Here is a 24,615-nt window from a genome sequence, read left to right on the forward strand (position 1 = left end):
CCGCCGGGGCAGCCACGGCGGAGTCGGTACCGCCGTGGCTGCGGCCGGGGCCGACGGGCCAAGCGCCAGTGGTGTGTCCGCGCAGCGCAGACGCACGAATACCCCCGACGCGCAGCGAACAGGGGCGGCCGTCGCCGATGGTCGGCAACAGCGTCGGCGGTCCTCGGCGCGAGAGTCCAACGCCCGCCGCGGCGCGGGACTTTCGCGTGGCGAGGTGCCATGCCGCTGTAGACAGCGGCATGGAGTGCGGTCCGGGCTCACGAGCCCGTTCCGTGTTCGGTGCGATGCGCTGATTGCGTCCCTCGGCCCCGACCGCGACGCCTGTGTGAGGTCGTGCGGTCGGGGCAGAGCCGTCGGCGTCAACCCTCGATTGTCGTGCCCGGGGGGCGGCGGCGGCCCGTGGGTCAGGAGGACGGGGTGCCGTACTGAAGGCCGCGGCCGTTGGTGCCGACATACACCCGGCCGAACATGTCGGGGTCACCGGTGATGACACCGACCGCGCCGATGGCGCCCCACTGGTGGGCCTTGTCGTTGACGCGGACCCAGGTGGCGCCCTTGTCGGTGGAGCGGAAGACTCCCGTGACGTTCTTGACGGTGCCGATCAGGTAGAGGGCCTGGTAGCCGGTGCCCGGCTTGGCCTTGCCGAAGCCGAGGGCGGAGGCGGACGTCACCGACCTCAGCGTGGTGAACGTGCGGCCGCCGTCGGTGGAGTGCAGCAGGCCCTTGTCGCCGCCGGAGATCCACAGGTCTCCGGCGGCCCCGGGGGCCGCCGTGAGTCGGCCGTTGGGCAGGTGGGAGGCGCGGGCAGTGAAGGTCGCACCGCCGTCGGTGCTGGCGTGGAGCGTGCCGCCGGACAGTGAGTAGAAGGTCTTCGCCGCAGAACGGTCTGCGACCATCACGGCTTCGGTGTCCAGCCCCCCGACCCGCGACCAGCTCGCCCCCTTGTCGGTCGAGCGATACGGGGCCTGGCCGGCCTCGGTCCACACCATGACGGAGCCGTCCGCGGCGAGCGCTATGCGGCCGCTGTCAGCGCCGGCCACCGGCTCCGCCTTGAAGCCGTGCCAGGTGCGTCCGCCGTCGGTGGAGTAGGCGCCGTCCTGTTCACCACCCTTTCCGACGCGGACCATCGTCGACGGCTTGGCCTGGGCGAAGTCGATGTCGGTGCTGTTGGTCATCAGCGGGTTGTTCAGCCGCCCGGCGGGCACCTTGGTCAGGTCGTCGTGCCGGAAGCCACCCTGGTCGCCCATGGCGGTGATGACGGTGGCGCCGCCCGGAGGGGCGATCGCGTCCATCAGCGCGGTCTCCTCCAGGCCTCGGGCGCCCATGCTCCAGTGGCTGGTGCCTCCCCTGTCGGAGGCGTCCGCGTCCTTGCTGCGCAGGATGCCGTTGCCGGTGCCGTACAGCACATGCCCGGAGTTGAAGGGATCGATGGCCAAGGCGGTCATCCAGTGCCCCGTGTGGGTGCCGACGTAGGGAGCGGCGGAGGCGTTGCGCACCGACTTGTCGGCCAGTGCCTTCCAGGTCGCACCGCCGTCGGTGGTCCGGTAGATCTCGTCCTGTGGCCACCAGCGGTCGAGGGTGGTGACCATCACCGTCGAAGGCTTGCGTGGATCGACGGCCAGACCGGAGAACCCGTAGGAGCCACTGGAGGGGGAGACGTTCTTCCACGTCCCGCGGGCCGGCGTGTACTTCCACACCGAACCCGCGGTCACGCCGTTGGGCCCAAGGGCATTGGTGTACGTCACGTACAGCGAACCGTCACCGGAGATCACGCCGTGCTGCGGCAGTTCGCCCGTGGGCTGTCCCGCGACCGCCTTCCAGCTGGTGCCGCCGTCGGTGGAGCGGTACAGGGACGTGGACTTGTCGCCGACACCGACGTAGATCGTCCTGCTGCCGGCCGTGCCATACGTCACGAAAGAGATGCCGCCGCCGCTGCCGGCCCCGTCCTTGACGGGGAAGGACGAGACCTGACCCCATGTCACCCCGTAGTCATTGCTGCGCCACAGTCCGTTCCTGCGGGTGCCGAGCAGCAGCGTGCGGTGGTCCGCCGGGTCGATCACGAGCCGTTCGCCGGCTCCGCGGCCGTCCTCGTTGCCGCCTACCTTGAAGGGCAGATCGGTGCGCTGGAAGGTGCGGCCCCGGTCCGTGGAGCGCAGGATCGCGCCGTTGCCGGCCCAGTCGTTGGTGTAGGTGCCCGCCCCGAGGTAGAGCCGTCTGGGATCGACGGGGTCGGTGGCGAGCGAGTCGATGCCCAGCAGGTTCCAGTCCTCCTCCCCCACCCAGTCGGTCAACGGGATCCACTGCTGCGCCCCGGTGTCCCAGCGATAGGCGCCACCCATGTCGGTGCGCGCGTACAACAGCCCCTTCTCCCGAGGGTTGAACACCAGTCCCGTGACATAACCCCCGCCCACCACCTGGGCGTTCTTCCACACATACGAGGCGCCCGCTGCCGCCGCCCGCGCCCCGCTCCCAGCCACCTTCACCAGCTTCCACCGCTGCCCGGCACCACCCGTGCCGGGTGCCTGGACAACCGCCGCGCCCTCGGCCGTCGAGTCGCCCTCGACGCTCAGAACCTGGGCGCTCCTGCGGGAGGTGAGGGTCACGGCACCCGATGCGCCCGGCTGATCGATCCGCCACTCCTGTGAGGTGGCCGAACTGTCGGTCTGCTGCTCGGCGGCGGCCGACTTGGCCGTCGAACCACCCTTGATACCCAGCACCTTTCCGCTGTTTCGGTTCACCAGCTCGTAGTAGCCGCCCCCGGCAGGCTTGAGCCGCCACTGCTGGTTGGCGGTGTTCTGGTCCGTCCACTGCTGGATCCTGGTGCCGTCGGCCGTGGAGTACCCGTCGACGTCCAGCACCTTGCCACTGCGCACCGACACCAGCCGGTAGTAGGCGTCGTCGTCAACCGTCGCCGCCTGCGAGTCCTCCTGCGCGAACAGCAGATACGGCACGAGGATGGCCGGCACACCGAGCACCAGTCCGGTCGCGGTCCATCGCCGACGGTGCCGCCCGCCGTTCGTGGGGTTTCTCATGGGGGGTGTTCTCCTTGCAGCCGTTCATCAGAAAGAGCCGGCTCGATCACCGCGGTGATCGAATCCACCTCCTTGTGGCCACAGGAACCGCACAGGGTTGCCGCGAGATCCAAAAGAATTTCGACGCGTCGCCTTGAGATCGTCTTGCCCGGCTGCTGGAACGGGGCCTGCGCACACGGCGGACGGCACTGGGAGATCGAAACGGTGCCTCACGCGACAGCACCAAATTCCGCTCGGCACCGGCTCCTACGTACGACGCTTGTGCAGCTCGACGGCCAGCGGGGTGGCTGTGAACATCGAGGAATACGTGCCCACCGCGCAGCCGATGAGGAGGGCGAGGGCGAAGTCGGTCAGGGAGTCGCCGCCGAGGACGGCCAGTGCGGTGAGAATGAACGCGGCGCCCATACCCGTGTTGACGGTACGGGGCAGGGTCTGCAGAAGGGCCTGGTTGGCGACGCGGGCGAAGGCACCTGGGCTCACGCGGCGGGCCATGTCCCTGATCCGGTCGAAGACGACCACGGAGTCGTTGACGGAGTAGCCGATGACGGTCAGCAGCGCCGCCAGGAACACGCCGTCGACGGGCTTGCCCAGCCAGGCGAAGACGCCGAGGAGGATCACGACGTCGTGGGCGAGGGCGGCTACTGCCGAGGCCCCCAGCAGGAGGCGGAAGCGTGCCGTGAGATAGACGAGTTGGGCGCCGAGGGCGACGGCGAGGGCGATGAGGGCGCTGTGGCGCAGCTCCTTGCCGAGGCTGGGCCCGATCGCCTCGTCGCGGACCTTGTCGGTCCCGGGCGCCAGGTCGGTGACAGCGGAGGTGACGGCCGCCGCTTGGTCGTTGCTCAGGTGAGGCGTGCGGACGGTGAGCTGGTGTGCGCCGGAGGTCTGGACGACGGCACGGGGGAACCCTGCGTCGGCGAGGGCGCCACGGGCCCGGTCGGCGTCGACGGGGGTGGGCGTCGTGTAGGCGATGAGGCGGCCACCGGTGAACTCGACGCCGAGGTCCAGGCCGCGCACGGCGATACCGGAGGCGGCCAGGGCGAGGGCGGCGGCCGAGGCGGCCAACCAGCGGCGTGGGTGGCGCATCAGATGGGGGCTGGTGCGGTCGAGGCGCTTGCGGACGGCGCCGGTGTGGGCGATGCCCGTCAGGTGGGGGCGGCGGCGCAACCCGGGGCGGCCGACGGCGTGTTCGGCGAGGGCGCGGGTGATGACCAGAGCGCTCAGCATGGAGGCGAGTACGCCGATGCCCAGGGTGACGCCGAAGCCGCGGACCGGGCCGGAGGCGAGGAAGAAGAGCAGGCCGGCGGCGATGAGAGTGGTGATGTTGGAGTCGGCGATGGCACTGAAGGCGCTGCGGAATCCCGAGGTCAGCGACGACCGGGGGGTGGGACGGTGACCGGAGGCGTACTCCTCGCGGGCGCGTTCGAAGACGAGCACGTTGGCGTCGACCGCCATGCCGATGGCCAGCACGAAGCCGGCGAGGCCGGGCAGGGTGAGGGTGGCACCGAGGGCCGCGAGAGCCGCGTAGGAGATGAGGCCGTAGCAGGCCAGCGCTACGGTGGCCAGGGCGCCGAGAAGACGGTAGACGGCGATGATGAACAGCGCGGTCACCACCGTGCCGATGCCGGCGGCCCAGGCGCTGGCCTTGATGGCCTCGGCTCCCAGGGTGGGGCCGACAGTGCGCTGCTCGACGGTCTCGACCGGCACCGGAAGGGCGCCGCCGTTGATGAGCAGGGCCAGCTCCTTGGCCTCGCGGTCGTCGAAGGTACCGGTGATCTGGGTGGCACCGCCGCTGATGCCGGACCCGCAGGCGACGGACGGATCGACCTGCGGCGAGGAGATCACCTTCCCGTCCAGGACGATGGCGACGCGGCGGCCCGGGTCTCCTGCCGCGTGGCAGGCTGCCTCGCCCGTCAGACGAGCCCACCCCGTTTCGCCTGATCCCCTGAAGTCGACGTTGACGTGCCATCCCGCACCGCCCTGCTGGTCGAAGCGGGCGGCCGCCTTCTCGACGTCCTTGCCGGTCAACGAGGCCGTCCCTAGGCGCAGAAGCCGGCCGGACTCGTCGGCCATCACCTGCTCGCGGGGCCGCTTGGGCAGGGGATTCGGCTGGTCGTCGGCGGTGGCCGCCGTACCGAGCACCTGGTGGAAGGTGAGCTGGGCGGTGCGGCCGAGCACATCGGCCGCCTCCCGGGGATCCTGCACGCCGGGCAGTTCGACGATGATCCGGTCGCTGCCGGAGCGGGCGATGGTGGGTTCGCTGACCCCGAGTGCGTCGATCCGGCCGCGCAGCACCTCCACGGTGCGGTCCGTGGCATCACCGTCGGCATCCGCTGTGGCGGTGGGGCGGGTTTCCAGCACGATCTGGGTGCCGCCCCGCAGATCGAGTCCGAGGTGGACGGGCACGGTGAGAGCGACGTAGAGGGACAGGGCAACGGCAACCAGGGCGATCACGCCTCTGATGCGCGCGGAGCGGGTCACAACGGCCTCCGGCAGGCACACCGCGGCCGTTACAGGGCTGCGGTCGGGAAAGGAAAGGGAAGAGAGCAGGACTCAGATGCCGGAGGGCGAAGGGGGTGCGCGCACCCCGTGCCGGTGTGCCGGGTGTCCGGACACGGGCGGGTCTTCGGCCGCGACCGGGGGCCGCGCGGGCCGGAGCGAACCGACCTCCGGGCGAGGCCCTGCGCCCTGGAAGGGGACCGGCGGTGCATGTCGCTCGCCGGTGGCTTCCCCAAGATGGCGGACCGCGGCAGTCGTAAGAGCCGGATCCACGTTCTCCGCGTTCTCCGCGGGAGACTCGCCGTTCGCCGACCGCGCGTCGGCCGCGAGCGCCCCGCCGCCGACTGCACTGGGTTCCGAACCGCCCAGGCCGACCGGACCCAACAGTGTGACGGCGACGGCGAGCAGGAGAGCGAGCACAACCGGGACCCGGCCGCGCACGCGGGACACGGCAGGCGCGAAGCGGTGCTCGGCCCCGTGTTGCTCGAACCGATGCGGCTCGAAGCGGTACGGCTCGAAGCAGTGCTCTGAGCGCAGGGCCATCCCCCTCCCCCCTTCCCCTCGGGTGCGCTCAGGGTTCGACGAGGCCGGCGCGGATCGCATAGCGGGTGAGCTCCAGCCGGTCCCGCAGACCGAGCTTGCGCAGCAGGTTCTCCCGATGCCGGTGGACGGTCTTGATGCTGATGAAGAGCAACTCGGCGATCTCCTTGGAGGAGTGGCCCTCGGCCACGAGCTTGAGGACCTCCTCCTCACGCACGGTCAGCACCTGCTCGGGCGGCTCCTCGCCGTTGCGGACCCGGTCGAGGTAGCTGCGGATCAGCGCACTGACCGCGCCCGGATACAGGAAGGGCTCGTCACGCATCGCGGCCCGGCAGGCCGCCACAAGGTCGCGGTCGGCCACGGACTTCAGCACGTATCCGCTGGCTCCGGCCTTCAGCGCCTGGAAGAAGTACTGCTCGTTGTCGTGCATCGTCAGCATCAGAACGCGCACACCGGGGTTCAGCGCGACGAGCTCACGGGTGGCCTGCAGACCTGTCATCCGGGGCATGGCGATGTCCATCACCGCCAGGTCGACCTCGTGGGTCCGGGCCAGTTCGATGGCCTCTGCCCCGTCCCCCGCCTCGGCGACGACCTCGAGGTCCGGCTCCCGGTCGAGGATGAGCCGCACGCCACGACGTACCAGCGCGTGGTCGTCGGCGAGGAGGATTCGGATCACGGATGTGTCGGGCATGGTCATGGCTGCTTCCTGAGGGGCACGACAAGCCGGACCGTCGTACCGGCCCGCGGGTGGGAGGTGACGTCCAGCGTGGCTCCGATCAGCAGGGCCCGCTCGCGCATTCCGCGGATCCCCGCCCCCTCGCGGGCGACTTCGGTGCCGCGGCCGTCGTCGGCTACGGCCAGCACCACCGCCTCACCGGTGTGGTGCAGGCTCACCTCGACCCGGGCCGCCTCGGCATGGCGGGCCGCGTTGGTCAGGGCTTCCTGGGCCACGCGGTACAGCACCAGTTCCGTCTGCTGGTCCAGCACGGGCAGGCCGGTGTCGAAGCGGCGCACCACCCGCAGCCCCACGTGGGTGGCGAACTCGCTGGTCAGCGAGGTCAGGGCGCTGACCAGCCCGAGGTCCTCCAGCACGCCCGGCCGCAGCCGGCGTACCAGACGGCGCACCTCGTCGAGGCTCCCCCGGGTGATCTCCTGCACCTGCCTCAGCTCACCGCGCAGCGGCTCGTCCGCCTCGTCGGCAGCTCGCTCCAGGGACAGCAGGATCGCGGTCATGCTCTGGCCCACCTCGTCGTGGAGTTCCTGGGCGATACGGCGTCGTTCCGCTTCCTGCGCGAACAGGGCGCGGGCGCTGCTGGAGGCCCGTTCGTGCTCAAGGCGCTCAAGCATGGCGTTGAAGGTGCGGATCAGTTCAGCGGTCTCGCCACGGCCCCCTTCCGGCAGCCGGTGCCCGGGGCGTAGCAGATCGACGGTGGTCATCAGCCGCGTGAGCCGGTCGAGCGGGGCCAGGCCGATCCGCAGCAGGGCCGCGTTGGCGACCAGCATGACGACCAGACCCGCCAGGAGGATGACCGCCTCGGTCAGCAACACCGGCACGGAGACGGTTACCGGGGCCCACAGCAGCAGCGCGGTGGCGCTTCCCAGCACGACCGCGTTGAGCGCGAAGATCCGCCAGAACAGGGACACCGGGTTGACGCCTTTCCATGGGGACGCGGCTGTGCATCTACTGTCGGTCACCGCGCACTCCGAGCGTGAGCTGCGTTCTCTGGTTCTGACCGGCCTGTTGTCCAGGCTGCCTCCTGGCCTTGCCGGCGTCGATGGGCTCCAATGCCCATTTCCCGGTCCGCCCCGCCACTCCGGGATGGGCCCTGGGCGAGGCCGTAGATGGGTATCGCGCCCGATGGGTTTCACGGTCCGTTGCGGCCACGGTGGAGACACCCACCTGTCACTGGAAGAAGGAACGACCATGTCGCTCGAAACTCCCCGGGCCGAAACTCCTCAGGCCGAGACATGTCGCGAACGGCTGACGGCGCACGAGGCCCTCCAGCGCCTCGAACTGGAACGCGCCTCACGTCTCACTCAGCTACGGGCCATCGAGGAAGCCCGGCCCAACGCGGAGGAACAGGTGATCTCCGCGCAGAAAGACACCGTCCGGCGTGTTCTCACCGAGGTCGAGGCCGCCGTCGCCCGCGTCCGGGACGGCAGCTATGGCATCTGTCGCGCCTGCGCCGAGCCCATCCCTGTCGAGCGCCTGGAAATCCTGCCCTACACGCCGTACTGCGTCCCCTGCCAGCGCGACGCCGCCTGACCGGCAGCCCTCCGACCTCTCTCCTACGCCCTGCCCAGGGGGTGACTTGGTGAACCACCGGACCATCGACGACCATGCCACGACTCTGTCGATCGAGGACTTCGCCGCACTGCGCGAGAACCTGCACGAGCAACGCCTGTTCCGCCAGGAACAGCTCCACCAGCTCTCGGCCGCCGCCACATCCCGCGCCGACACCCCGAACGCCCGACCGACGGCCTCCCAACTCGAGGTGCGCGACAAGCTCGCCGCCTCCGCCCGCCTGGTCCTGACCGACGTGGAAGCCGCCCTCCAGCGGATGGACCAGGGCCGCTACGGCACCTGCCATCTGTGCCGCGGACCCATCGCCCGCGAACTCCTCATGATCGTGCCGCAAGCCCGCTACTGCGCCCGGTGCCGACAGGTCAGGGAGGCCGGCCGATGACCACCCCGCCCAGCCGTTCGGTGGCCGCCGCCCGGCACCGTTCGTGGCCCTGGTGCCTGCGCTGCTCCGGCATCGCCCTCGACCTGGGCAGCGCCCGCACCCGTGTCTGGACGTCCGGACGGCGAACGATCCTCGACGTGCCCACGATCACCCTGCCCGGCGTCCACGCCACCTGCCCCGTTCAGCGCGGCGCGATCGTCGACACCCCCGGAACGGCCCGGATGCTCGACCGGCTGCTCGGGCACCGCCTGCCCCGGGCCGGCCGCCCCCTGCTCATCCTGACCACGCCCGTACTGGGCGGCGTCGCCTACCGCGCAGAGGCACTGACCGTGCCCACCGCACGTGCCGTGGCCGTGGCCGCAGGCGCCGACCTGGGCCGCCCCCTGCTCGTCGTGGACATCGGCGCTCACCTCACCGAGGTCACGCTCCTCGTCGACGGCGCGGTGACCGACGCCCGCTGCACCGCCCTGGGCACGAGCGACCTGGACAGCCACACCCCGCCCGCCCGGATCATCGACGCCGTCGCCGTCATGGTGAGCGGCATGCTGGACCAGGACCACACCTCCCAGACGCTCGACGCCCTCCGACGGGGCCCGCTCCTCGCCGGCGGCGGTGCGCTAGAACCCGACATCACCGGCCACCTCACCGACCGGCTGCACGCTTCCCTCCACCCCGTCCTCGCCCCGCACACCGCGGCCGTCCGCGGCGCCGCGCGCCTCCTGCAGGCCGCCCACGCCCACCCCTCCGCCATCGCCATCGCCGTCACCGGCGCCGATGCTGACGCGGCGCACTACCTCTAGCCCCCCCCGGCAAACGTCAGGCGAGGTGGCCACGTCCTACGGAAGGAGAGACACGGTGGCCCGCGCAGTACCCCCGGCAGACCCTCCCGAACAGCTCCCGCGCGTGCTGTGGTGGCGATGGCGGCGCAACCCCCTGCGCCGCCGCACCGACATCGCACAGGCGTGGATCGCCGTCGGACTCTTCCTCACCGTCCTGGCCGCCACTCCCTTGGCCACGTTCCTCGTGGGCGACATCGCGTACCGCCACTACGAGGATTCCGCTCGGCACCAGCACGCCACCCGGCACGACACCTCCGCCGTTCTCGTGCACGATGCCCCCCGTCACCCGGAACCGGGCTCGGACGAGGCGAAGAAGGCGTTGTACCCGGTCACCGTCCGCTTCACCGACCCTCATGGCCGCAGCCGCACGGCCAAGACGGACGTGGCCCCCGCTCTCGCCGTCGGCAGCACCATCCGCGTATGGGTCGACACCGAAGGAAGGATCACCGACGCGCCCCTGACCACCCGACAGGTCCGTGACAGCACCGTCGGCTGCGCCGTCCTTGGCGCCATGGCCGTCCCCCTCCTCGGCACAGCCGCATACGCCTACGTCCGCCGCAGGCTGGAGCGCCACAACCTCGCCCAGTGGGACTCCGCCTGGGCCCGTGTCGCCCCTCGATGGACCGCCTCTCACTGACAGGTCCCCAGTCGGCCGGCCGAGCCGCGTCCGCAACGCTGCACACTTCCTCGGCACCACGGGTTCGGTCACTCCCACGCCCGCCCCCTGCAGGGTTGCCCTGTTCGGCCTCGGCGGCAATCGACCAGTTCCGCACACCCGTGTCCCGGTCCTTCGCGATCGGGTACCCGTGGTGGTACCGAGGCAGGTACCTTGGGGGCATGCCTGCACTCAACGTGGAATTCAGCGAAGAAGAGATGGCCCGCCTGCGTGCGCGAGCGGCTCTGACGGGGCGGAGCCTGAAGCAGCACGTGCACGACGTGACGGTGGAGGAGGCCGACAGGCTTGCCTTCGTCGAAGGAGCGGTCGCCGAAGCCGCACGCATCCTGCCCGGCGTCGCGGCACACTTCCCTGAAGGACTGCGGTGAGCCCTGTCATCCGGGTCGATGTCGGCTGGGTGCTGCAGATCCAGTCCGCGATCTCCCCGCTGAACGTGCCGATCGCGGACTGGGGCGCCCTGGGGTTCATGGCCGACCGGCACAAGTTCGAGCGGGAACGCGGGATCCTGTACTACGAGGAGCCCGCCGCCCGGGCGGCGACCTTTCTGCACACCGCGCTGCTGCTGCGGCCCTTCACCGACTACAACCTGGTCATCGGCTGGGCCTGCACCAGCCAGTACATGCACGTCTCCAGCCAGCCACTGCAGGCCAAGGACGACGACCTGTACGAACTCGCCCAAGCGGTCCGCGCCCAGGAAGCCGACCTGCGCACGATCGCGCAGCGGCTGGAGTCCTGGCGCAGCGAGTGATGCCGACGGCTCTCCCGTCATCCTTCGGGACTCTGATGGGGGCGGATGGCCTTCCCGGCCACGAGGGTCCTCACCCCGGAGCGCTTGACGCGGGATTGATGTAGGTACAACATTGGAGGGGTGAGTACCTCGGTCGATGAAATCGTGCAGGACTGCCTGGCGGTGCGTATCCGGTTGATAGGCCGGGCAGTCACCAGCCTCTACGACGGCGCCCTTGAGCGTCACGGGGTGACGATTGCCCAGGTCAACCTGCTTGCCGCACTGGGGAAGGTCGGCCCCTGCCCGCCGGGAAGGCTGGGTGAGGTGCTCCAGCTGGAGAGGTCCACGGTCAGCCGGAACCTGCAACTGCTGCTGAAACAGGGCTGGATCGAGGCTGCGGCGTCCGACGCGAAGGGCATGCGCGAAGTGGTCCTGACCGGCGCAGGCCGAACCAAGATCGAATCCGTGATGCCGGACTGGCGGCAGGCCCAGGAACAGGCCGCCCAGCTTCTGGGGTCCGGCGTGTCGGCTGTCCAGGAAATTGCGAGCGGAATGGGTTACCCGCCAGGCGCATGACGCCTGCGGGCCGGCCCTTGGCCTCGCCTTGTCCACCTTTGTTGTATATACATCAAGAGAGGGATTGTCATGAGTGACTCCTTCGTGAACCGGGTCGTACTGATCACGGGTGCATCCAGGGGAATCGGCCGAGCCGTTGCGCTGGCGTTCGCCCGGGAGGGAGCTCTGCTGGTTCTTGCGGCCCGCTCGGCCGAGGAGCTGGCCCGGGTCCAGGATGAAGTTCGCGCTCTCGGGTCGGAAGCCCTGTCCGTCCCGACGGACGTGACCTCACCTGAAGCGGTGACGGCCCTGGTGGACGCCGCAGTGGCTCGGTTCGGTCGGATCGACGTGCTGGTGAACAACGCCGGGATCGGGAAGGTGGGCCTTGTCGAGTCGGCGGCATTCGAAGACAACGTTCGTCAGACGATGCGGGCGAGCCTCTTCGGGATGATCAACGTGACGCAGGCCGTGCTGCCGGTGCTGCGGCGGCAGGGTTCTGGAGCGATCGTGAACATGTCGTCCGTGATGGGGCGCAAGGCGTTCGCTCGATTCGGCTCGTACGCGATCGTGATGCACGGGGTTTCCGCCTTCTCGGACAGCCTCCGTCAGGAGGTGGCAGGCGGTGGGATCGGCGTATCGGTGATCTGTCCGGCGCTCACCGCCACAGACCTGCTGCGGGAGGCGAAGGAGGCGGAGATGCCGCCCCCGTTCCGGCACATGACGCCGCTGTCGGCGGACGAAGTGGCCCGAGCCGTGGTGGCCGCGGTCCGGCAGGGGAAGCGGCGAGTCGTGCTGCCACGCATGGCGAACATGCTGCTCCTCGGGGAGGCGTTGTCACCCCGCATCGGCGACCTGATCGCAACCGCTCTGACCAAGCGACGCATCGCCAGGCTGCTCAGGATGAGCAGCGGGAAGACCTATCACGAGACGATCGCGGGACACCCGGCCCGATGAAGCGACACAGGTACACGACTCGTACACCCTCGAGAGCGCTGATGCTGGTCGCGCTCCTCCTGGCCTCCTTCCTGATCAACCTCGACACCACGTTGGTCAATGTCGCGCTCCCCACGCTGTCCCGGGAGTTGGAAGCCTCCAACACGCAACTGCAGTGGGTGGTGGACGCTTATAACCTCGTCTTCGCCGCGCTGCTGCTGACTTCAGGGAGCCTTTCGGACCGGTTCGGCCGCACGGGCATGCTCATGGCCGGCCTGCTGGTGTTCGGCGCGGCGAGCTTCACCGGCGGCTTTGCCGGCTCCTCGGCGCAGCTCATCGCGGCCAGAGCGGTGATGGGACTGGGCGCCGCAATGGTCTTCCCGGCCACCCTCGCGCTTCTCACCGCGACCTTCACCAGCCGCAAGGACAGGGCGCTGGCCATCGGCCTGTGGGGCGCCACGGCCGGCATCGCCATCGCACTCGGGCCGATCGTGGGCGGGTTCCTGCTCGAGCACTACAGCTGGTCGAGCATCTTCTACGTGCTGGGCCCGGTGGCCGCGGTCGTCGTCGTCCTGGTGGCGCTGTGCGTCCCAGAGGCACGGAAGCTGGTCCCGCGCCCCCTGGATCCTGCGGGTCTGGGCCTGTCGAGCGGCTTCATGGGGCTGCTCGTCTACACCATCATCGAGGCCCCGAACCGCGGTTGGGCATCCCCTGCGTCGCTCGGCGGCTTCGCCGGCGCCCTGGTCCTGCTGATCGCATTCCTCTCTGCCGAGCGCCGCGCTCTCGAACCGATGCTCGACGTGAGGTTGTTCAAGGACATGCGTTTCAGCGCCGCGAGCGCCTCGGTCACCATCGCGTACTTCACGCTGCTCGGAATTATCTTCCTGATCACGCAGTACTTCCAGTTCGTCCGCGGATACAGCCCACTGTCCGCCGGCGTTCATCTGCTCCCGGTCGCGGTCTCCGTTGCCGTCGGATCGACCATCGGCACACGGCTGGCGGTCCGCGTCGGCACCAAGCTGGTCGTCACAACCGGACTGGCCCTCCAGGCGCTCTTCTACTTCTGGTTCGCCAGCGACGTCTCCCCGACGCTCGACTATGAAGTGATCGCCGTTCAAATGGTCGTCTACGGCCTGGGCATGGGCCTGACGTCCGCACCCGCCACCGAGTCCATCATGGGCGCGGTCGCAGCGGACCAGGCCGGCGTCGGATCCGCCGTCAACGACTCCACCCGCCTGCTCGGCGGAACCCTCGGCGTCGCCGTCATCGGCAGCATCTACGCCACGCTGTACAGCTCGCGGCTCGACGACGCCCTGCCGGCCTGGCTGTCTCCCCAACTGGCCTCCCTGGCTCATCAGTCCGTCGGGGCGGCGTCCGAGGTCTCCGGCCACTTCGCCGCCCAAGGACGGCCGATCCTCGCCGAGGCAGTCCGCCACAGCACGATCGGGGCCCTTGACCACGGCCTGAGCATCGCGTGCGTCGTCGCGGGACTCGTCGCGATCGCCGGGGCACTCCTGGCTGCCCTCTTCCTGCCCGCCCAGCCACCGCAGCAGCCGGGACACGCGGACCTGCCGGCGCATCGGGTGCCAGACCAAACGCGCGCAGCCCGCACCCTGTGATCAGCACGCCAGATTACGCCCTGAGCCCGGCGTGGGCCTGATGCCCATTCAGCCCATCACGAGGCGCTAACAGCCTCGCGGTCCTCGGCGCGCACATCGCCTCTGCTCTGCACTCCCGCCTGATGGCGTCCTTCACCGATCTCCAACTGGCGTTGTACCTCACAGACTGACCCATTTATTCAACAAGTACATCGATCCATGACAAGAGTTTCAATAGAGGAAAAACCATGAACATTCTGATAGTTGGGGCTGGAGCTTTCGGCGGCTTCCTCGGTGGACGGCTGGTGGGCGCCGGCCGGCAGGTCGACTTTCTGGTCCGCCCGAAGCGAGCGGCCCAACTGCGCGAAACCGGACTGCGCATCGTCGACGGCGAGCAGGTCGAGAGGTTCGACGCCAGCTTTCTCACCGCCGACGAGCTGACCTCGCCCTACGACCTCATCCTGCTGTGCGTGAAGCCCGACGCACTGCCCGCCGTTCTGGACGACCTCGCACCCGCCGTGGGGCGAGGCACAGCCGCGGTGCCCCTCCTCAACGGCATGGGGCACGTGGACCTGCTCACCGAGCGATACCCGCAAGCCGTCCTCGGGGGCGTGGTGAAGATCGTCACGCAGCTCGAGGCGAACGGCGACGTCCGCCAGCTGCTGCCCGGCGGGCAGATCCTCATCGGCGAACTCAACGGCGTCGTCTCCGAGCGGGTCGAGGCGGCTGCACAGGCACTGGCCATACCGGACTTCGACGTCACCGCGCTGGACAACATCGTGGACGCCATGTGGTCCAAGTGGGTGATGATCGCGACGATCGGAGCCGTGACCTCGCTGGTGCGCGGCACGATCAGCGACGCCGCTGCTGTCCAGGGCGGAGCGGCCTTCGCGACCAGAACCCTCGACGAGGCGGCGTCCGTTGCCGCAGCGGCGCGACACCCGCTGAGCGAGAGCGAGCGTGCCAGCTACCGCGAACTGGTGGCCGCTGCCGCGCTTCCCCTCACCTCCTCGCTGTCACGGGAACTCCTCGCGGGCCGGACCACCGAGGTGGACAACGTCCTGGGCGACCTGATCAACCGCGCCCACGCTTTCGGTCTGGCCGTTCCCCGACTTGAGGCCGCGGCTCTGACGCTGCGAGCACACAACGCCCGGGCGGCTGCCGCTTCCTAGCCGGCCCGGCCCATGACCGCGCCAAGTACCGGCCCAAGTTCGTGCAGCGACGCAACGGCTGGGCCCGGACCTGCACCGTCACCACCACTTAACGCATTACTGAGAGGAATATGCCGTGCTCACCGCATTTGCCGAGGCAGTCCACCGCAGAGCGAAACTCGTACTGGCCCTGTGCGCTGTCGCACTCATCGCCATGGGTGCCGTGGGCGTCAGCGCTTTCGGACAACTCAAAACCGGGGGCTTCGACGCCGAAGGCGCACAGTCCACCCGCGCCACCGAGATCGTGGACAGCACCTTCGGCGGCCCACCCAACCTGGTTCTTCTGGTGAAAGCACGCAGCGGATCGATCGACTCACCTGCTGCGGCAGCCTCCGGGACCGAACTGACCGACGATCTCGCCCAGGAGAGCGGCGTCCACAACGTCACCTCGTACTGGCAGACGCGCAATACGGCCCTGAAATCGAAGGACGGCACAGCCGCCGAGATCGTCGCGAACGTCGACGCCGACGACAACGAGCTGATCGACCACATCGTGCAGACCTATACCCACGACACGAAAACCGTCACCGTGGAGGCAGGCGGAGGCGCGGCGGTCAACCGCACCGTCAACTCCCACGTCAGAGAGGACCTCGCCCGCGCAGAGGCCATAGCAATCCCTCTGACGCTGCTCCTGCTGGTGCTTGCCTTCGGCGGCTTCGTCGCGGCCACCCTGCCGCTGGCAGTGGGCTTGGTGGCCATCCTCGGCACCTTCGCGGAGCTCTCGCTGCTCGGCCGCGTCACCGACGTGGCCGTCTACGCCATCAATCTGACGACCGCCCTCGCCCTGGCGCTCGGCGTCGACTACGCCCTGCTCATGGTGGCCCGCTACCGCGAACTCGCCGCCCAGGGACTGGACGGCCGCACCGCAGTCGTGGTCACCGTTCGAACCGCGGGACGCACCATCTTGTTCTCCGCGGCAACCGTCATCGCCGCACTGGCCGCGCTGCTGATGTTCCCCTTGTACTTCCTGCGCTCGTTCGCCTACGCGGGCATCGGCGTCGTCACCATCGCCGCAGCAGCGGCCCTGATCCTCATGCCGGCACTGCTCACCGTCCTGGGTCCACGTGTCGAGGCCGGGCGCCTGCCATGGTCGCGAGGCCACCGCGGCAGCGAGGCCCCCATCTGGGGCCGGCTGGCCGGCGCGGTGATGCGCCGCCCCCTGCTCGCGCTCGCGCCCCTGGCGCTCCTGCTGGCGATGGCGAGCCCCCTGGCACACGCCGTCTTCGGCACCCCCGACGAAGGAGTCCTGCCCGCCTCCGCTCCGGCACGCCACACCTCCGACGAACTGCGCACCGCATTCAACGGCGACCAGGCGACCACCCTGCAGGTGGTTGTCCAAGGCGACCCGGGCGCCCTGCCCGACACGATCGGGCACCTGCCCCACGTTGCCCACGTCACCAGCCGCACCGCCGCGGACACCGACACCAGCCTGCTCACCGTCTCCACCGACCTCACCAGCCACTCCGCGGCCGCGCAGCAACTGGTCGGCGACATCAGGGCGCTGCCCGCCCCGCACGACGCCAACGTCCTGGTCACCGGCGATTCCGCACGACTCGTGGACACCAACCACGCCATCGACACGCGCCTCCCGTACGCCGCAGGCCTGATCGGACTCACCACACTGATCGTGCTCTTCCTGTTCACCGGCAGCGTCGCCCAACCGATCCGGGCCCTCGTCCTCAACGCCCTCGGCATGACCGCGTCCCTCGGCACGATGGTGTGGATCTTCCAGGACGGTCATCTCTCCTCATGGCTCGGCTTCACCCCACGCCCGATGGACACCGCGATGACCGTAGCCCTGTTCTGCATCGCCTTCGGCCTGTCGATGGACTACGAAGTCTTCCTCACCAGCCGCATCAAGGAACTGCACGACGGCGGCGCCACCACCTTCGAAGCCGTCACCGAAGGACTGGCGCGCACCGGACGGATCGTGTCGACCGCAGCCGTCCTCCTCGCGGTGAGCTTCTTCGCCTTCGCCACCGCCTCCGTCAGCTTCCTGCAGATGTTCGGCCTCGGCTGCGGACTGGCCATCCTTCTCGACGCTCTCCTGATCCGCGGCATCCTCGTGCCGGCCGCGATGCGGCTGCTCGGCCGGCACGCCTGGACCGCGCCCCGCCCGCTGCGCCGGCTCCACGACCGCGTCGGGCTCACCGAAACCGAGGAGCGCAAAGACCTGGCTCCCGTCGGGTAATTCCTGCCGGCGGCTCGTGCCGCGATCCGTACCTCGCGCGTTGCCCACACCCGGCAGTCGAAGGTGTTCCTCCGCAGCCCTCCGCAACAGGCCGAGGAAGGACTCCATGGCCGCGTTGTCGCCTGTCGCCCCAACTCGACCTGCAGAGCCGGTCATCCGGTGACGGTCGGGGGCCTGGGCGAAGGTGCGAGACCGGTACTGCGATCCGCGAACCCTGTGCAGGATGACCCTGCGGACGTGCTCCCGTCGGGACACGGCGTCGTCCACAACGGGCACAGGGCAGGCGGGATTCATCGCAGAGGTACAACTTCCCTTCGCCGCACCGGCCGCCTTGCCCGCGTGCGCAGTGGCCAGGTGTGGGGCGCCTCATTCGTGATGAGGCGTTGGGGAGGTGACAGCACACGTCTGACTCTCGCTCAGCCTGCCAGGGCTTCGGCGGCGCGCCGCCGGCCGGCGCGGAAGCGGCGCAGGTAGGACCACGCCATGGGGCCCGGGGGTACGCCGCGGGCGAAGGCGCGCATGTTGCGTTCGCCCGCGTTGTACCCGAGGGCGAGGAGTTCTTCGCGGGTGTACCGGCGCACGTGGCGCGCCGGAAGTCTGCCGTCGAGGTCCTTCAGGTGCAGCGCCGCCGCGCGGATCGCGAAGGCGGGGTCGTCCCGCAGGTCCTGCCAGCGCCCGGACAGGCCGTGTGTCCGCCGTACCTGCTCGAAGGCCGCCCGGTGCATGTTGGCCACCCCGAAGGACGCCTCCGGCTTCCACCACTGCCACAGCCGCTCCAGCAGCGGATGGTGGGGCTTGTACGCCTCGTTGTGGAGGACGCCCATCACCAGTCGAGGGGAGACGCCGGCCTCCTCGGCACTGCGTACCACCGCGTCGGCGTAGTCGGCGGGATCGTAGGCACCGGGGCGCAGCGGCGGCACCCTGACGCTGTCAGTGTCCATGCACCGCACGTGCCCTCAAGATCCCGCCGCAATCCCGCCCGGCGCCGATCCGCCCGGCCCGGGAAGAACACGCCCGCCCGGAGCGTCGGAGCGGTCGCGCCCGAGGAGGTGGTCCAGCACGTTGGTCATCAGGAGCATGCGCTCGAGCACCTCCGGGCGGTTGTCCAGGTGGAAGTCGGCCCCGAGCGCGCGGGCCCGCCGGTGGATCATCAGCAGGGCGGACAGCCCGGAGGAGTCGATCCACGTCAGGCCGCTGAAGTCGAGACGCACGGCGCCCGGGGGGCCGTCGTCGCCGTTCAGGTTCTCGGTGACCACGGTGACCAGGTCGTCGCTCGCGTCGTAGTCGAGCTCTCCGTCCACCCGCGCGACCAGGGTGGCGTTCTCCCGGGTGACGGTGACGGCGAACTCCGCCGGTGAAAGGCCGCTCATACGGCGGCCCCGGGACCGGGCACGGGAGGAGCGGGGCTCGCGGCCAGGGCCGTGACGCCCTGTCCGATCAGCCGGGAGGCGCGGGGGAAGTCGTACAGCCGCCCGCCGAGTACCTCCAGGCCGGCGGTCAGGGAGTGGGCGGGCACGTTGCGGACTTGCAGGATGTGGGCCGTCCAGGTGAGGAAGTCGGTGAACAGTTCGGCGTCGTCGACGTAGAGGGCGGCTGCCAGGAAGTCGACGATGTGGGCGAGGTCCTCGACCGTCCGCTCGCGCTGGTCGTCGCTGTACCCGCGCACGGCGGGGAAGCGGGACTCCAGGTCGACCAGCGCCTGCTTGACGAGCTGGGGACGGGACTGGACGACCATGGTGTACTCCTGGTCGGTCAGGTGCGGCAGGTCGTCGACCGCATGTCGGCTGGCCGAGGTGTCGGGGCGGGCCATCCCCTCCTCCAGGACGGCCACGGCGCCACGCGCGTCCGCCGCCCAGCGGTCGGCGCGCAGGCTGCGGGCATAGCGGCCGTCGGGTCCGAAGGCCCGTCCGCCTGCCAGGACGGGCACGCCGACGGCCTGGCAGGCCGTGATGGCGGCGTGCGCGGTCGGCAGGCGCACGGGCAGCGACCCGGACAGCAGAACGGCCTCGGGATTGCTGTGGTGCAGGTGCGCGACCAGGTGCAGGGTGGGCGTCTGGGCGCCGAGGAAGTCGACTCGCCAGCCTCTGAGCGACAGGACCTCGGCGACGATCCGGGCGGGGAAGGCGTGCCACTCGCCGTCGACGCAGCTCACGGTGACCCGGCCGCGGACAGCCGTACGGTGCGTCTCGCCGTCCTGGTGCCTCAGGTGGGCCATGAAGGCGACCAGGCGCTCGTTGATGGCGGTGGCGGCGTGCTCCTGGGCGACGGTGATGCGGTCGGCGGCCCATTCGGTCCCGACCCTCGCCTGAACCGGCGCGACGACCTCCAGCAGCAGGGTCTCCTCGTCCATGCCGTCCTGCAACGCCTGGCGGACGGTCAGGGCGGCGGTGCGTTCGTCGCCGGCGGCGACAGCCTGCCACAGCCGCTCGGCCACCGCCGTGGACTCGTTCATCCGCCGCTCCTGCCGTCGATGCCGTGCGGGTGCCCGTTGACGGCCGTCAGCGAGCCGGGCCTGGGTGCGCTGACGGCCACCACGGCCATGTCGTCGTGGCGGCCGCCGCCCAGCCACTGGGTGGCCAGCATCTGCACCCGCTCGACGACGGCCTCGGCCGGCATGCCCGCGCAGTCCGACAGCGCCCGCGCGAGCCGGCGCTCACCGAAGAAGTCGTCGCCCAGGGGGCCGCCGCGGGCCTCGATGACGCCGTCGGTGTAGAGCAGACACGTCTCTCCGGGGGCGAGGACCGTCTCCACCGTCCGCGCGCGCACCGTGGGCAAGGCGCCGACCAGCGTCCCCTTGGTGGGCACCTCCTCGACCGTGCCGTCGGTGCGGACGATCAGCGGCGGTGGATGTCCGGCACTGGTCAGGCGCAGCTCCGCCCGGCCGGCCCGGCGGCGCACGGAGGCGAGCACGAGGGTGGCGAAGCGGGTGTGGTGCGAGGAGAGCAGGGCTCCGTTGAGGAGGTTCAGGACGCGTTCGTGGTCCTCGGCCAGGGGCAGCAGCGCCTGGAGCGTATTGCGGATCTTGCCCGTGAGGACCGCCGCGTCGAGTCCCTTGCCCGCGACGTCGCCCAGGACGACGAGGGTCTCCTGCGAGGGATCGGTGCCGGGGTGGACGTCGTAGAAGTCCCCGCCGACCTGCTCGTGGTCCTTGGAGGCCCGGTAGCTCCCGGCGTACTCGACGCCGTGGACGTGTTGGAGCGCGGGCGGCAGCAGGTCGCGCATCAAGGTGGCGGTGATGGCCGTCTGCTCGGTGTAGAGCCGGGCCGCCGACAGGGCCGCGCCGGCCCGCGCCGCGAACAGGCGCGCGAACACCTCCTCGCCCTCGGTGAAGGCGCGCTCGGTGCTGGAGCGCAGCAGGATCAGCGCGCCGGCCGGGACGCCGTGGCCGGGCAGCGGGGTGACGATGACGGAGCCGACGGGACCGGCGAAGCCCTCTGGGATCACCCACGGGGGGATGCTGTGCGGATCGATCCAGCGGGCCGGCACCGGCGGGAAGCCCTGGAGCGCCTCGCCGAGCCCCGGCACGCCCGAGACGTCGACTTTGCGCTGCTCCTGGGTGACCGACCCGCCGCGATGCGCGTACGTCAGCGGATGGCGCCGCCCCTGGGGCGGGGCGATGAGGACGGCGGCCTCGGCGAGGTGCTCGGCGGCCATGGAGGCGGCCACTTCCATGCAGCGCGGAACGTTCAGTGTGGACAGCAGGGCACTGGACACCTCGGAGAGCACCTCGGAGCGGGTCCGCGCGTCCCGCAGCGCGGTCTCGGCCAGGTGGCGGTCGGTGCAGTCGATCAGCCACCACACCAGGTGGCCGTCGTGGTCGACGGTGTGGTGCGCCTCGAAGAAGCGCCCGTCGACGGAACCGGTCACGGGCCGCGCGGCGCCGGGCCCCTTGTCACCGTCACCGGGCGGGGGCGGGGTGAGCCAGGACGGCACCTTCCGGTCGAGCGGGTCGCCGTCGGCGGGGTCGGACAGGAGCAGCCGGGCCGCCTCGTTCAGTCGTACGAGACCGCCCTCTGGGTCGGTGACGAGCACAGGGTAGGGGGCCTCGGCCCTGGTCACGCCGCTCCGGAGGCCGGGCTCGGACGGACGGGCGGACGTACCACGGTAGAAAGACACAAGCGGAGGCACGCGTCGTGCGCACCTCACCACCTTCCTGCAATTGACAATTACTGCCGTACGGCAACAGTCTCCTATCGGCCCCTGCGGTCGCAACCTGCCCCCGGGACGGACACATACGCCTCACACCGGCACGGTTTCGCCGGGTCACGACGTTGGACGGGTGCTAGGCCGATCTTCGCCCGTGCGGTGCGCACTCCTCGTCCGGGGCGGCGCCGACGGAAGTCCGGGCAACTGCGAGTCGCCGCAACGAACTTCGCCCACCTCTTGGACGGCTCATCCGCACGCCCCCACTGACTCACGACGAGTCGCGTACGACGAGCTCCGTGGGAAGCGTGACGCGCCGACGCGGCCTGTCGGGATCGTCGATCTCCTCCAGAAGGATCTGGGCGATCATCGCGCCGATCTCCTCGACGGGCTGCCGCACGGTGGTGAGCGGCGGGTTGGTGTGACGCGCGATGATGGAGTCGTCGAATCCGACCACGGCCACGTCGTCGGGGACCCCCCTCCCCTGCCTGCGCAGCTCCGCCAGAGCCCCCGCCGCCATGACGTCCGAGGCGACGAACAGGGCGTCGAGGTCAGGGACCCGTTCAAGGAGTGAACGCATCGCCGCCGCGCCGCCTTCCTCGGTGAAGTCGGCCGCGGTCACGAGCCGGTCCGTGGCCTGGTGGCCCGCCTTCTCGAGGGCCTCGCGCCAGCCCTGGAGCCTGCTGCGGGCCACGTCCATGTCGAGCGGTCCGCTGATGGTGGCGACGGTGCGCCGCCCCCGCGCGAGGAGGTGGTTGACAGCCGTCGCGGCTCCGCCCGCGTTGTCGGAGTGCACATGGCTGAGCGACTCGTCGGAGGAACGGCGTCCGGCGAGCACCGTGGGCAGTCCCATGTCCTCCAGCAGGCCGGGCAGCGGGTCGTGCTCGTGCACCGAGACCAGGAGCACGCCGTCGACACGCCGTTCCGCGACCGACTCGGTGAGCTGGTCCCGCTCGGCCTGGTCGCGTACGAGCACCAGTTGGAGCTGTGTGCGGGTCTCCGCGAGGGCGGTGCTGACGCCGCGGATGACCGCCGAGAAGTAGGGCTCCGAGCCCAGTCGGCTCTCCGACTCGGGGATCACCAGGGCCACGGAGTTCGTACGGCTCGTCTTCAGCCCGCGGGCAACCGAGTTCGGGACGTAGTTCAGCTCCGCGATGGCGGCGAGCACGGCGGCCCTCGCCTTGTCACTGACGAGTTCGGAGCCGTTGATGACTCGTGAAACCGTGGTACGTCCGACACCGGCGCGCGCGGCCACGGTGATGATGGTCGGACGTTGCCTGTCCCCCACGACGCCTCCCTCGCTCAGCGATGCCCGGACGGCTTTCACCTGCGCATTGTGCCAGACCTGAGGAGAGCACCCTCAGGGTCCGGGTGCGGGCCCGCGACATCTTTCGGCAACGAAGTGGATTCAACTTCTTGACAGACGCCTTACACGGCGGCCAGGCTGCGGGCTCCTGGGTGGGTACGTTCCCATCAATGAGTGGGAACGTGCCCAACGGACAAATCACACCTTCGATAGCGAGGTGTGCGGGCTCGAACTCCGGTGCGTCAGCGCCGCCGCTGGGAGGACGAAATGGACAAGTTCCGAAGGAAGTTGCGTACGAGGGTGGTGGCCGCGGTGTCCGTCGCGTCGGCACTGGGTCTGGTCGTGGGCTGCGGGGGCAGCGACGGGGGAACCGGTGGGGGCAAGAAGGACGGCAAGACCACCATCACCATGGGGCTCTTCGGTGTCATGGGCTTCAAGGAGACCGGTCTGCTCGACAAGTACATGAAGGAACACCCGGACGTCGTCATCAAGGCGGACGTCGCGGGCGACGAACAGACCTACTACACCGCCCTGCAGACCCACTTGGCCGCGGGCAGCGGGCTCAAGGACATCCAGGGCATAGAAATTGGTAGGGCCAAGGAACTGTCCGACACCCAGAAGGACAAGTTCGTCGATCTGGCCGGCGTGGCCGGGACGGACCACTTCCTTCCCTGGAAGCAGAGCCAGGTCACCGCCGACGACAAGAAGGTCATCGGCCTCGGCACCGACATCGGCCCGATGGCGGTCTGCTACCGCAAGGACCTCTTCGAACAGGCCGGCCTGCCCACCGACCGCGACGAGGTCGCCAAACTGTGGGAGGGCGACTGGTCGAAGTACGTCGAGGCGGGCAAGCGGTTCAAGCAGAACTCGAAGGACGACAAGGTCGCCTTCATGGACAGCTCCAGCGGGCTGTTCAACGCCATGATCTACGGCAACTCCCAGCAGTTCTACGACAAGCAGGGCAAGCTGATCTACGCCACCAACCCTGTCGTGAAGGACGCGTGGAAGCTGGCCTCCGAAGCGGCCACGTCCGATCTGACCGCCAAACTCCGCCAGTTCCAGCCCGGCTGGGACCCCGGACTGGCCAACAGCACCTTCGCCAGCACCGTCTGCCCGGCGTGGATGCTCGCGCACATCAGCGAGAAGGCCGGCCCCAAGAACAAGGGCAAGTGGGACGTCGCCAAGGCGCCCAAGGGCGCCAACTGGGGCGGTTCGTTCCTCGGCGTGATGGAGAAGAGCCCGGTCAAGAAGGAGGCACAGGACCTCGTCGCCTGGCTCACCGCTCCCGAGCAGCAGGCGTACCTCTTCGAGAAGATCGGCAACTTCCCCTCGTCGCAGACCGCGTTGGAGATGCCCGAAGTCGTCAATGCCAAGTCGGACTACTTCAGTGGCGCCCCCATCGGCAAGATCTTCGGCGCCGCGGCCCAGGAGATCCCCGACGAGCAGGTCCTCGGCCGCAAGGACGGCACCATCAAGGACATCTTCTCGCAGGGCCTGACCTTGATCGAGGCGCAGAACAAGAGCCCGAACGAGGCGTGGAAGACCACTGACGAGCGCATCGAGAAGGCCGCCGGCTGAACTGGGGCCCTTGCCCACCGCAAGCCCGGCGCCCCACGCTCCGCCCCTCCGGGGCGCCGGGCCCCTGCCCGCCTCTCCCCTCCCCCAAGGAAGGACGCCTTCC

At 69.9% G+C, this 24,615-nt stretch carries 22 protein-coding genes; 13 read left to right on the forward strand and 9 right to left on the reverse strand.

The window, feature by feature from the left end; all coding sequences use genetic code 11:
* Positions 1–404: 404 nt before the first annotated feature.
* Together M2163_RS06400 and secD are read right to left on the reverse strand one after the other, a co-directional pair.
* Positions 405–3,032 carry an RICIN domain-containing protein gene (locus tag M2163_RS06400; protein ID WP_280893388.1) on the reverse strand — a complete coding sequence of 876 codons (2,628 nt, stop codon included), beginning with the start codon at positions 3,030–3,032 and terminating at the stop codon, positions 405–407.
* A 246-nt stretch (positions 3,033–3,278) separates the two neighbouring features.
* On the reverse strand, positions 3,279–5,510 hold the full coding sequence (gene secD / locus M2163_RS06405) for a protein translocase subunit SecD (RefSeq protein WP_280893389.1): 2,232 nt from the start codon (positions 5,508–5,510) through the stop codon (positions 3,279–3,281).
* A gap of 228 nt (positions 5,511–5,738) precedes the next feature.
* Here secD and M2163_RS06410 point away from each other — a divergent pair, with 228 nt between their 5' ends.
* Positions 5,739–6,059 (forward strand): hypothetical protein, encoded by a 321-nt coding sequence (locus M2163_RS06410; protein WP_280893390.1) that lies wholly within the window; start codon positions 5,739–5,741, stop codon positions 6,057–6,059.
* A gap of 40 nt (positions 6,060–6,099) precedes the next feature.
* Here the strand turns inward: M2163_RS06410 and M2163_RS06415 are convergent, their stop codons facing one another.
* Both M2163_RS06415 and M2163_RS06420 read right to left on the reverse strand, forming a co-directional pair.
* Entirely contained in the window at positions 6,100–6,765 is a 666-nt protein-coding gene (locus tag M2163_RS06415) for a response regulator transcription factor (protein WP_280893391.1), read from the reverse strand.
* Complete coding sequence (locus tag M2163_RS06420; RefSeq protein ID WP_280897217.1) at positions 6,762–7,712, reverse strand: sensor histidine kinase; 951 nt, start codon at positions 7,710–7,712, stop codon at positions 6,762–6,764. Before M2163_RS06420 ends, M2163_RS06415 begins: the two co-directional genes overlap by 4 nt.
* 280 nt (positions 7,713–7,992) lie before the next feature.
* Between M2163_RS06420 and M2163_RS06425 the strand changes: the two genes are divergently transcribed.
* From M2163_RS06425 to M2163_RS06475, 11 genes are all read left to right on the forward strand, one after another.
* Complete coding sequence (locus M2163_RS06425; RefSeq protein WP_280893392.1) at positions 7,993–8,334, forward strand: TraR/DksA C4-type zinc finger protein; 342 nt, start codon at positions 7,993–7,995, stop codon at positions 8,332–8,334.
* Positions 8,335–8,380: 46 nt separating this feature from the next.
* Entirely contained in the window at positions 8,381–8,755 is a 375-nt protein-coding gene (locus tag M2163_RS06430; protein ID WP_280893393.1) for a TraR/DksA C4-type zinc finger protein, read from the forward strand.
* On the forward strand, positions 8,752–9,555 hold the full coding sequence (locus tag M2163_RS06435; RefSeq protein WP_280893394.1) for a hypothetical protein: 804 nt from the start codon (positions 8,752–8,754) through the stop codon (positions 9,553–9,555). Before M2163_RS06430 ends, M2163_RS06435 begins: the two co-directional genes overlap by 4 nt.
* A gap of 55 nt (positions 9,556–9,610) precedes the next feature.
* A complete protein-coding gene (locus M2163_RS06440; protein WP_280893395.1) occupies positions 9,611–10,231 on the forward strand; it encodes a hypothetical protein in 621 nt (206 codons plus the stop codon).
* Positions 10,232–10,431: 200 nt separating this feature from the next.
* Complete coding sequence (locus M2163_RS06445; RefSeq protein ID WP_280853835.1) at positions 10,432–10,638, forward strand: hypothetical protein; 207 nt, start codon at positions 10,432–10,434, stop codon at positions 10,636–10,638.
* Entirely contained in the window at positions 10,635–11,018 is a 384-nt protein-coding gene (locus M2163_RS06450; protein WP_280853834.1) for a hypothetical protein, read from the forward strand. The genes M2163_RS06445 and M2163_RS06450 overlap by 4 nt, the downstream gene beginning before the upstream one ends.
* Positions 11,019–11,138: 120 nt before the next feature.
* Positions 11,139–11,573, forward strand: coding sequence for a MarR family winged helix-turn-helix transcriptional regulator (locus M2163_RS06455; protein WP_280853833.1), 435 nt, complete (start codon positions 11,139–11,141; stop codon positions 11,571–11,573).
* 84 nt (positions 11,574–11,657) lie between these two features.
* Positions 11,658–12,506 carry an SDR family oxidoreductase gene (locus M2163_RS06460; protein WP_280853832.1) on the forward strand — a complete coding sequence of 283 codons (849 nt, stop codon included), beginning with the start codon at positions 11,658–11,660 and terminating at the stop codon, positions 12,504–12,506.
* 41 nt (positions 12,507–12,547) lie between these two features.
* A complete protein-coding gene (locus M2163_RS06465; protein WP_280893396.1) occupies positions 12,548–14,104 on the forward strand; it encodes an MFS transporter in 1,557 nt (518 codons plus the stop codon).
* A 227-nt stretch (positions 14,105–14,331) separates the two neighbouring features.
* Positions 14,332–15,255 (forward strand): 2-dehydropantoate 2-reductase, encoded by a 924-nt coding sequence (locus M2163_RS06470; RefSeq protein ID WP_280893397.1) that lies wholly within the window; start codon positions 14,332–14,334, stop codon positions 15,253–15,255.
* Between the two features lie 115 nt (positions 15,256–15,370).
* Positions 15,371–17,485, forward strand: a complete 2,115-nt coding sequence (locus M2163_RS06475; RefSeq protein ID WP_280893398.1) for an MMPL family transporter — start codon at positions 15,371–15,373, stop codon at positions 17,483–17,485.
* A 416-nt stretch (positions 17,486–17,901) separates the two neighbouring features.
* Here M2163_RS06475 and M2163_RS06480 read toward each other — a convergent pair whose 3' ends face one another.
* The 5 genes from M2163_RS06480 to M2163_RS06500 form a co-directional block, all read right to left on the reverse strand.
* Positions 17,902–18,426: a lytic transglycosylase domain-containing protein gene (locus tag M2163_RS06480; RefSeq protein WP_280893399.1), complete on the reverse strand. Its 525-nt coding sequence runs from the start codon at positions 18,424–18,426 to the stop codon at positions 17,902–17,904.
* A gap of 15 nt (positions 18,427–18,441) precedes the next feature.
* On the reverse strand, positions 18,442–18,855 hold the full coding sequence (locus tag M2163_RS06485; RefSeq protein WP_280893400.1) for an STAS domain-containing protein: 414 nt from the start codon (positions 18,853–18,855) through the stop codon (positions 18,442–18,444).
* Complete coding sequence (locus M2163_RS06490; protein WP_280853827.1) at positions 18,852–19,937, reverse strand: B12-binding domain-containing protein; 1,086 nt, start codon at positions 19,935–19,937, stop codon at positions 18,852–18,854. The genes M2163_RS06485 and M2163_RS06490 overlap by 4 nt, the downstream gene beginning before the upstream one ends.
* Positions 19,934–21,544, reverse strand: a complete 1,611-nt coding sequence (locus M2163_RS06495; RefSeq protein WP_280893401.1) for a PP2C family protein-serine/threonine phosphatase — start codon at positions 21,542–21,544, stop codon at positions 19,934–19,936. Before M2163_RS06495 ends, M2163_RS06490 begins: the two co-directional genes overlap by 4 nt.
* Positions 21,545–21,899: 355 nt before the next feature.
* Entirely contained in the window at positions 21,900–22,916 is a 1,017-nt protein-coding gene (locus M2163_RS06500; protein ID WP_280893402.1) for a LacI family DNA-binding transcriptional regulator, read from the reverse strand.
* A 285-nt stretch (positions 22,917–23,201) separates the two neighbouring features.
* Here M2163_RS06500 and M2163_RS06505 point away from each other — a divergent pair, with 285 nt between their 5' ends.
* Complete coding sequence (locus M2163_RS06505) at positions 23,202–24,512, forward strand: extracellular solute-binding protein (RefSeq protein ID WP_280853824.1); 1,311 nt, start codon at positions 23,202–23,204, stop codon at positions 24,510–24,512.
* Positions 24,513–24,615 lie beyond the last annotated feature (103 nt).

This window comes from Streptomyces sp. SAI-135 (assembly GCF_029893805.1).
Classification (GTDB): Bacteria; Actinomycetota; Actinomycetes; order Streptomycetales; family Streptomycetaceae; genus Streptomyces.

Coding starts and splice junctions, on each gene's coding strand:
- M2163_RS06435 (WP_280893394.1), top strand. CDS start 8,752: ATGACCACCCCGCCCAGCCGTTCGGTGGCCGCCGCCCGGCACCGTTCG.
- M2163_RS06470 (WP_280893397.1), top strand. CDS start 14,332: ATGAACATTCTGATAGTTGGGGCTGGAGCTTTCGGCGGCTTCCTCGGT.
- M2163_RS06400 (WP_280893388.1), bottom strand. CDS start 3,032: ATGAGAAACCCCACGAACGGCGGGCGGCACCGTCGGCGATGGACCGCG.
- M2163_RS06480 (WP_280893399.1), bottom strand. CDS start 18,426: ATGGACACTGACAGCGTCAGGGTGCCGCCGCTGCGCCCCGGTGCCTAC.
- M2163_RS06425 (WP_280893392.1), top strand. CDS start 7,993: ATGTCGCTCGAAACTCCCCGGGCCGAAACTCCTCAGGCCGAGACATGT.
- M2163_RS06465 (WP_280893396.1), top strand. CDS start 12,548: ATGCTGGTCGCGCTCCTCCTGGCCTCCTTCCTGATCAACCTCGACACC.
- M2163_RS06490 (WP_280853827.1), bottom strand. CDS start 19,937: ATGAACGAGTCCACGGCGGTGGCCGAGCGGCTGTGGCAGGCTGTCGCC.
- M2163_RS06410 (WP_280893390.1), top strand. CDS start 5,739: ATGTCGCTCGCCGGTGGCTTCCCCAAGATGGCGGACCGCGGCAGTCGT.
- M2163_RS06445 (WP_280853835.1), top strand. CDS start 10,432: ATGCCTGCACTCAACGTGGAATTCAGCGAAGAAGAGATGGCCCGCCTG.
- M2163_RS06485 (WP_280893400.1), bottom strand. CDS start 18,855: ATGAGCGGCCTTTCACCGGCGGAGTTCGCCGTCACCGTCACCCGGGAG.
- M2163_RS06505 (WP_280853824.1), top strand. CDS start 23,202: ATGGACAAGTTCCGAAGGAAGTTGCGTACGAGGGTGGTGGCCGCGGTG.
- M2163_RS06415 (WP_280893391.1), bottom strand. CDS start 6,765: ATGACCATGCCCGACACATCCGTGATCCGAATCCTCCTCGCCGACGAC.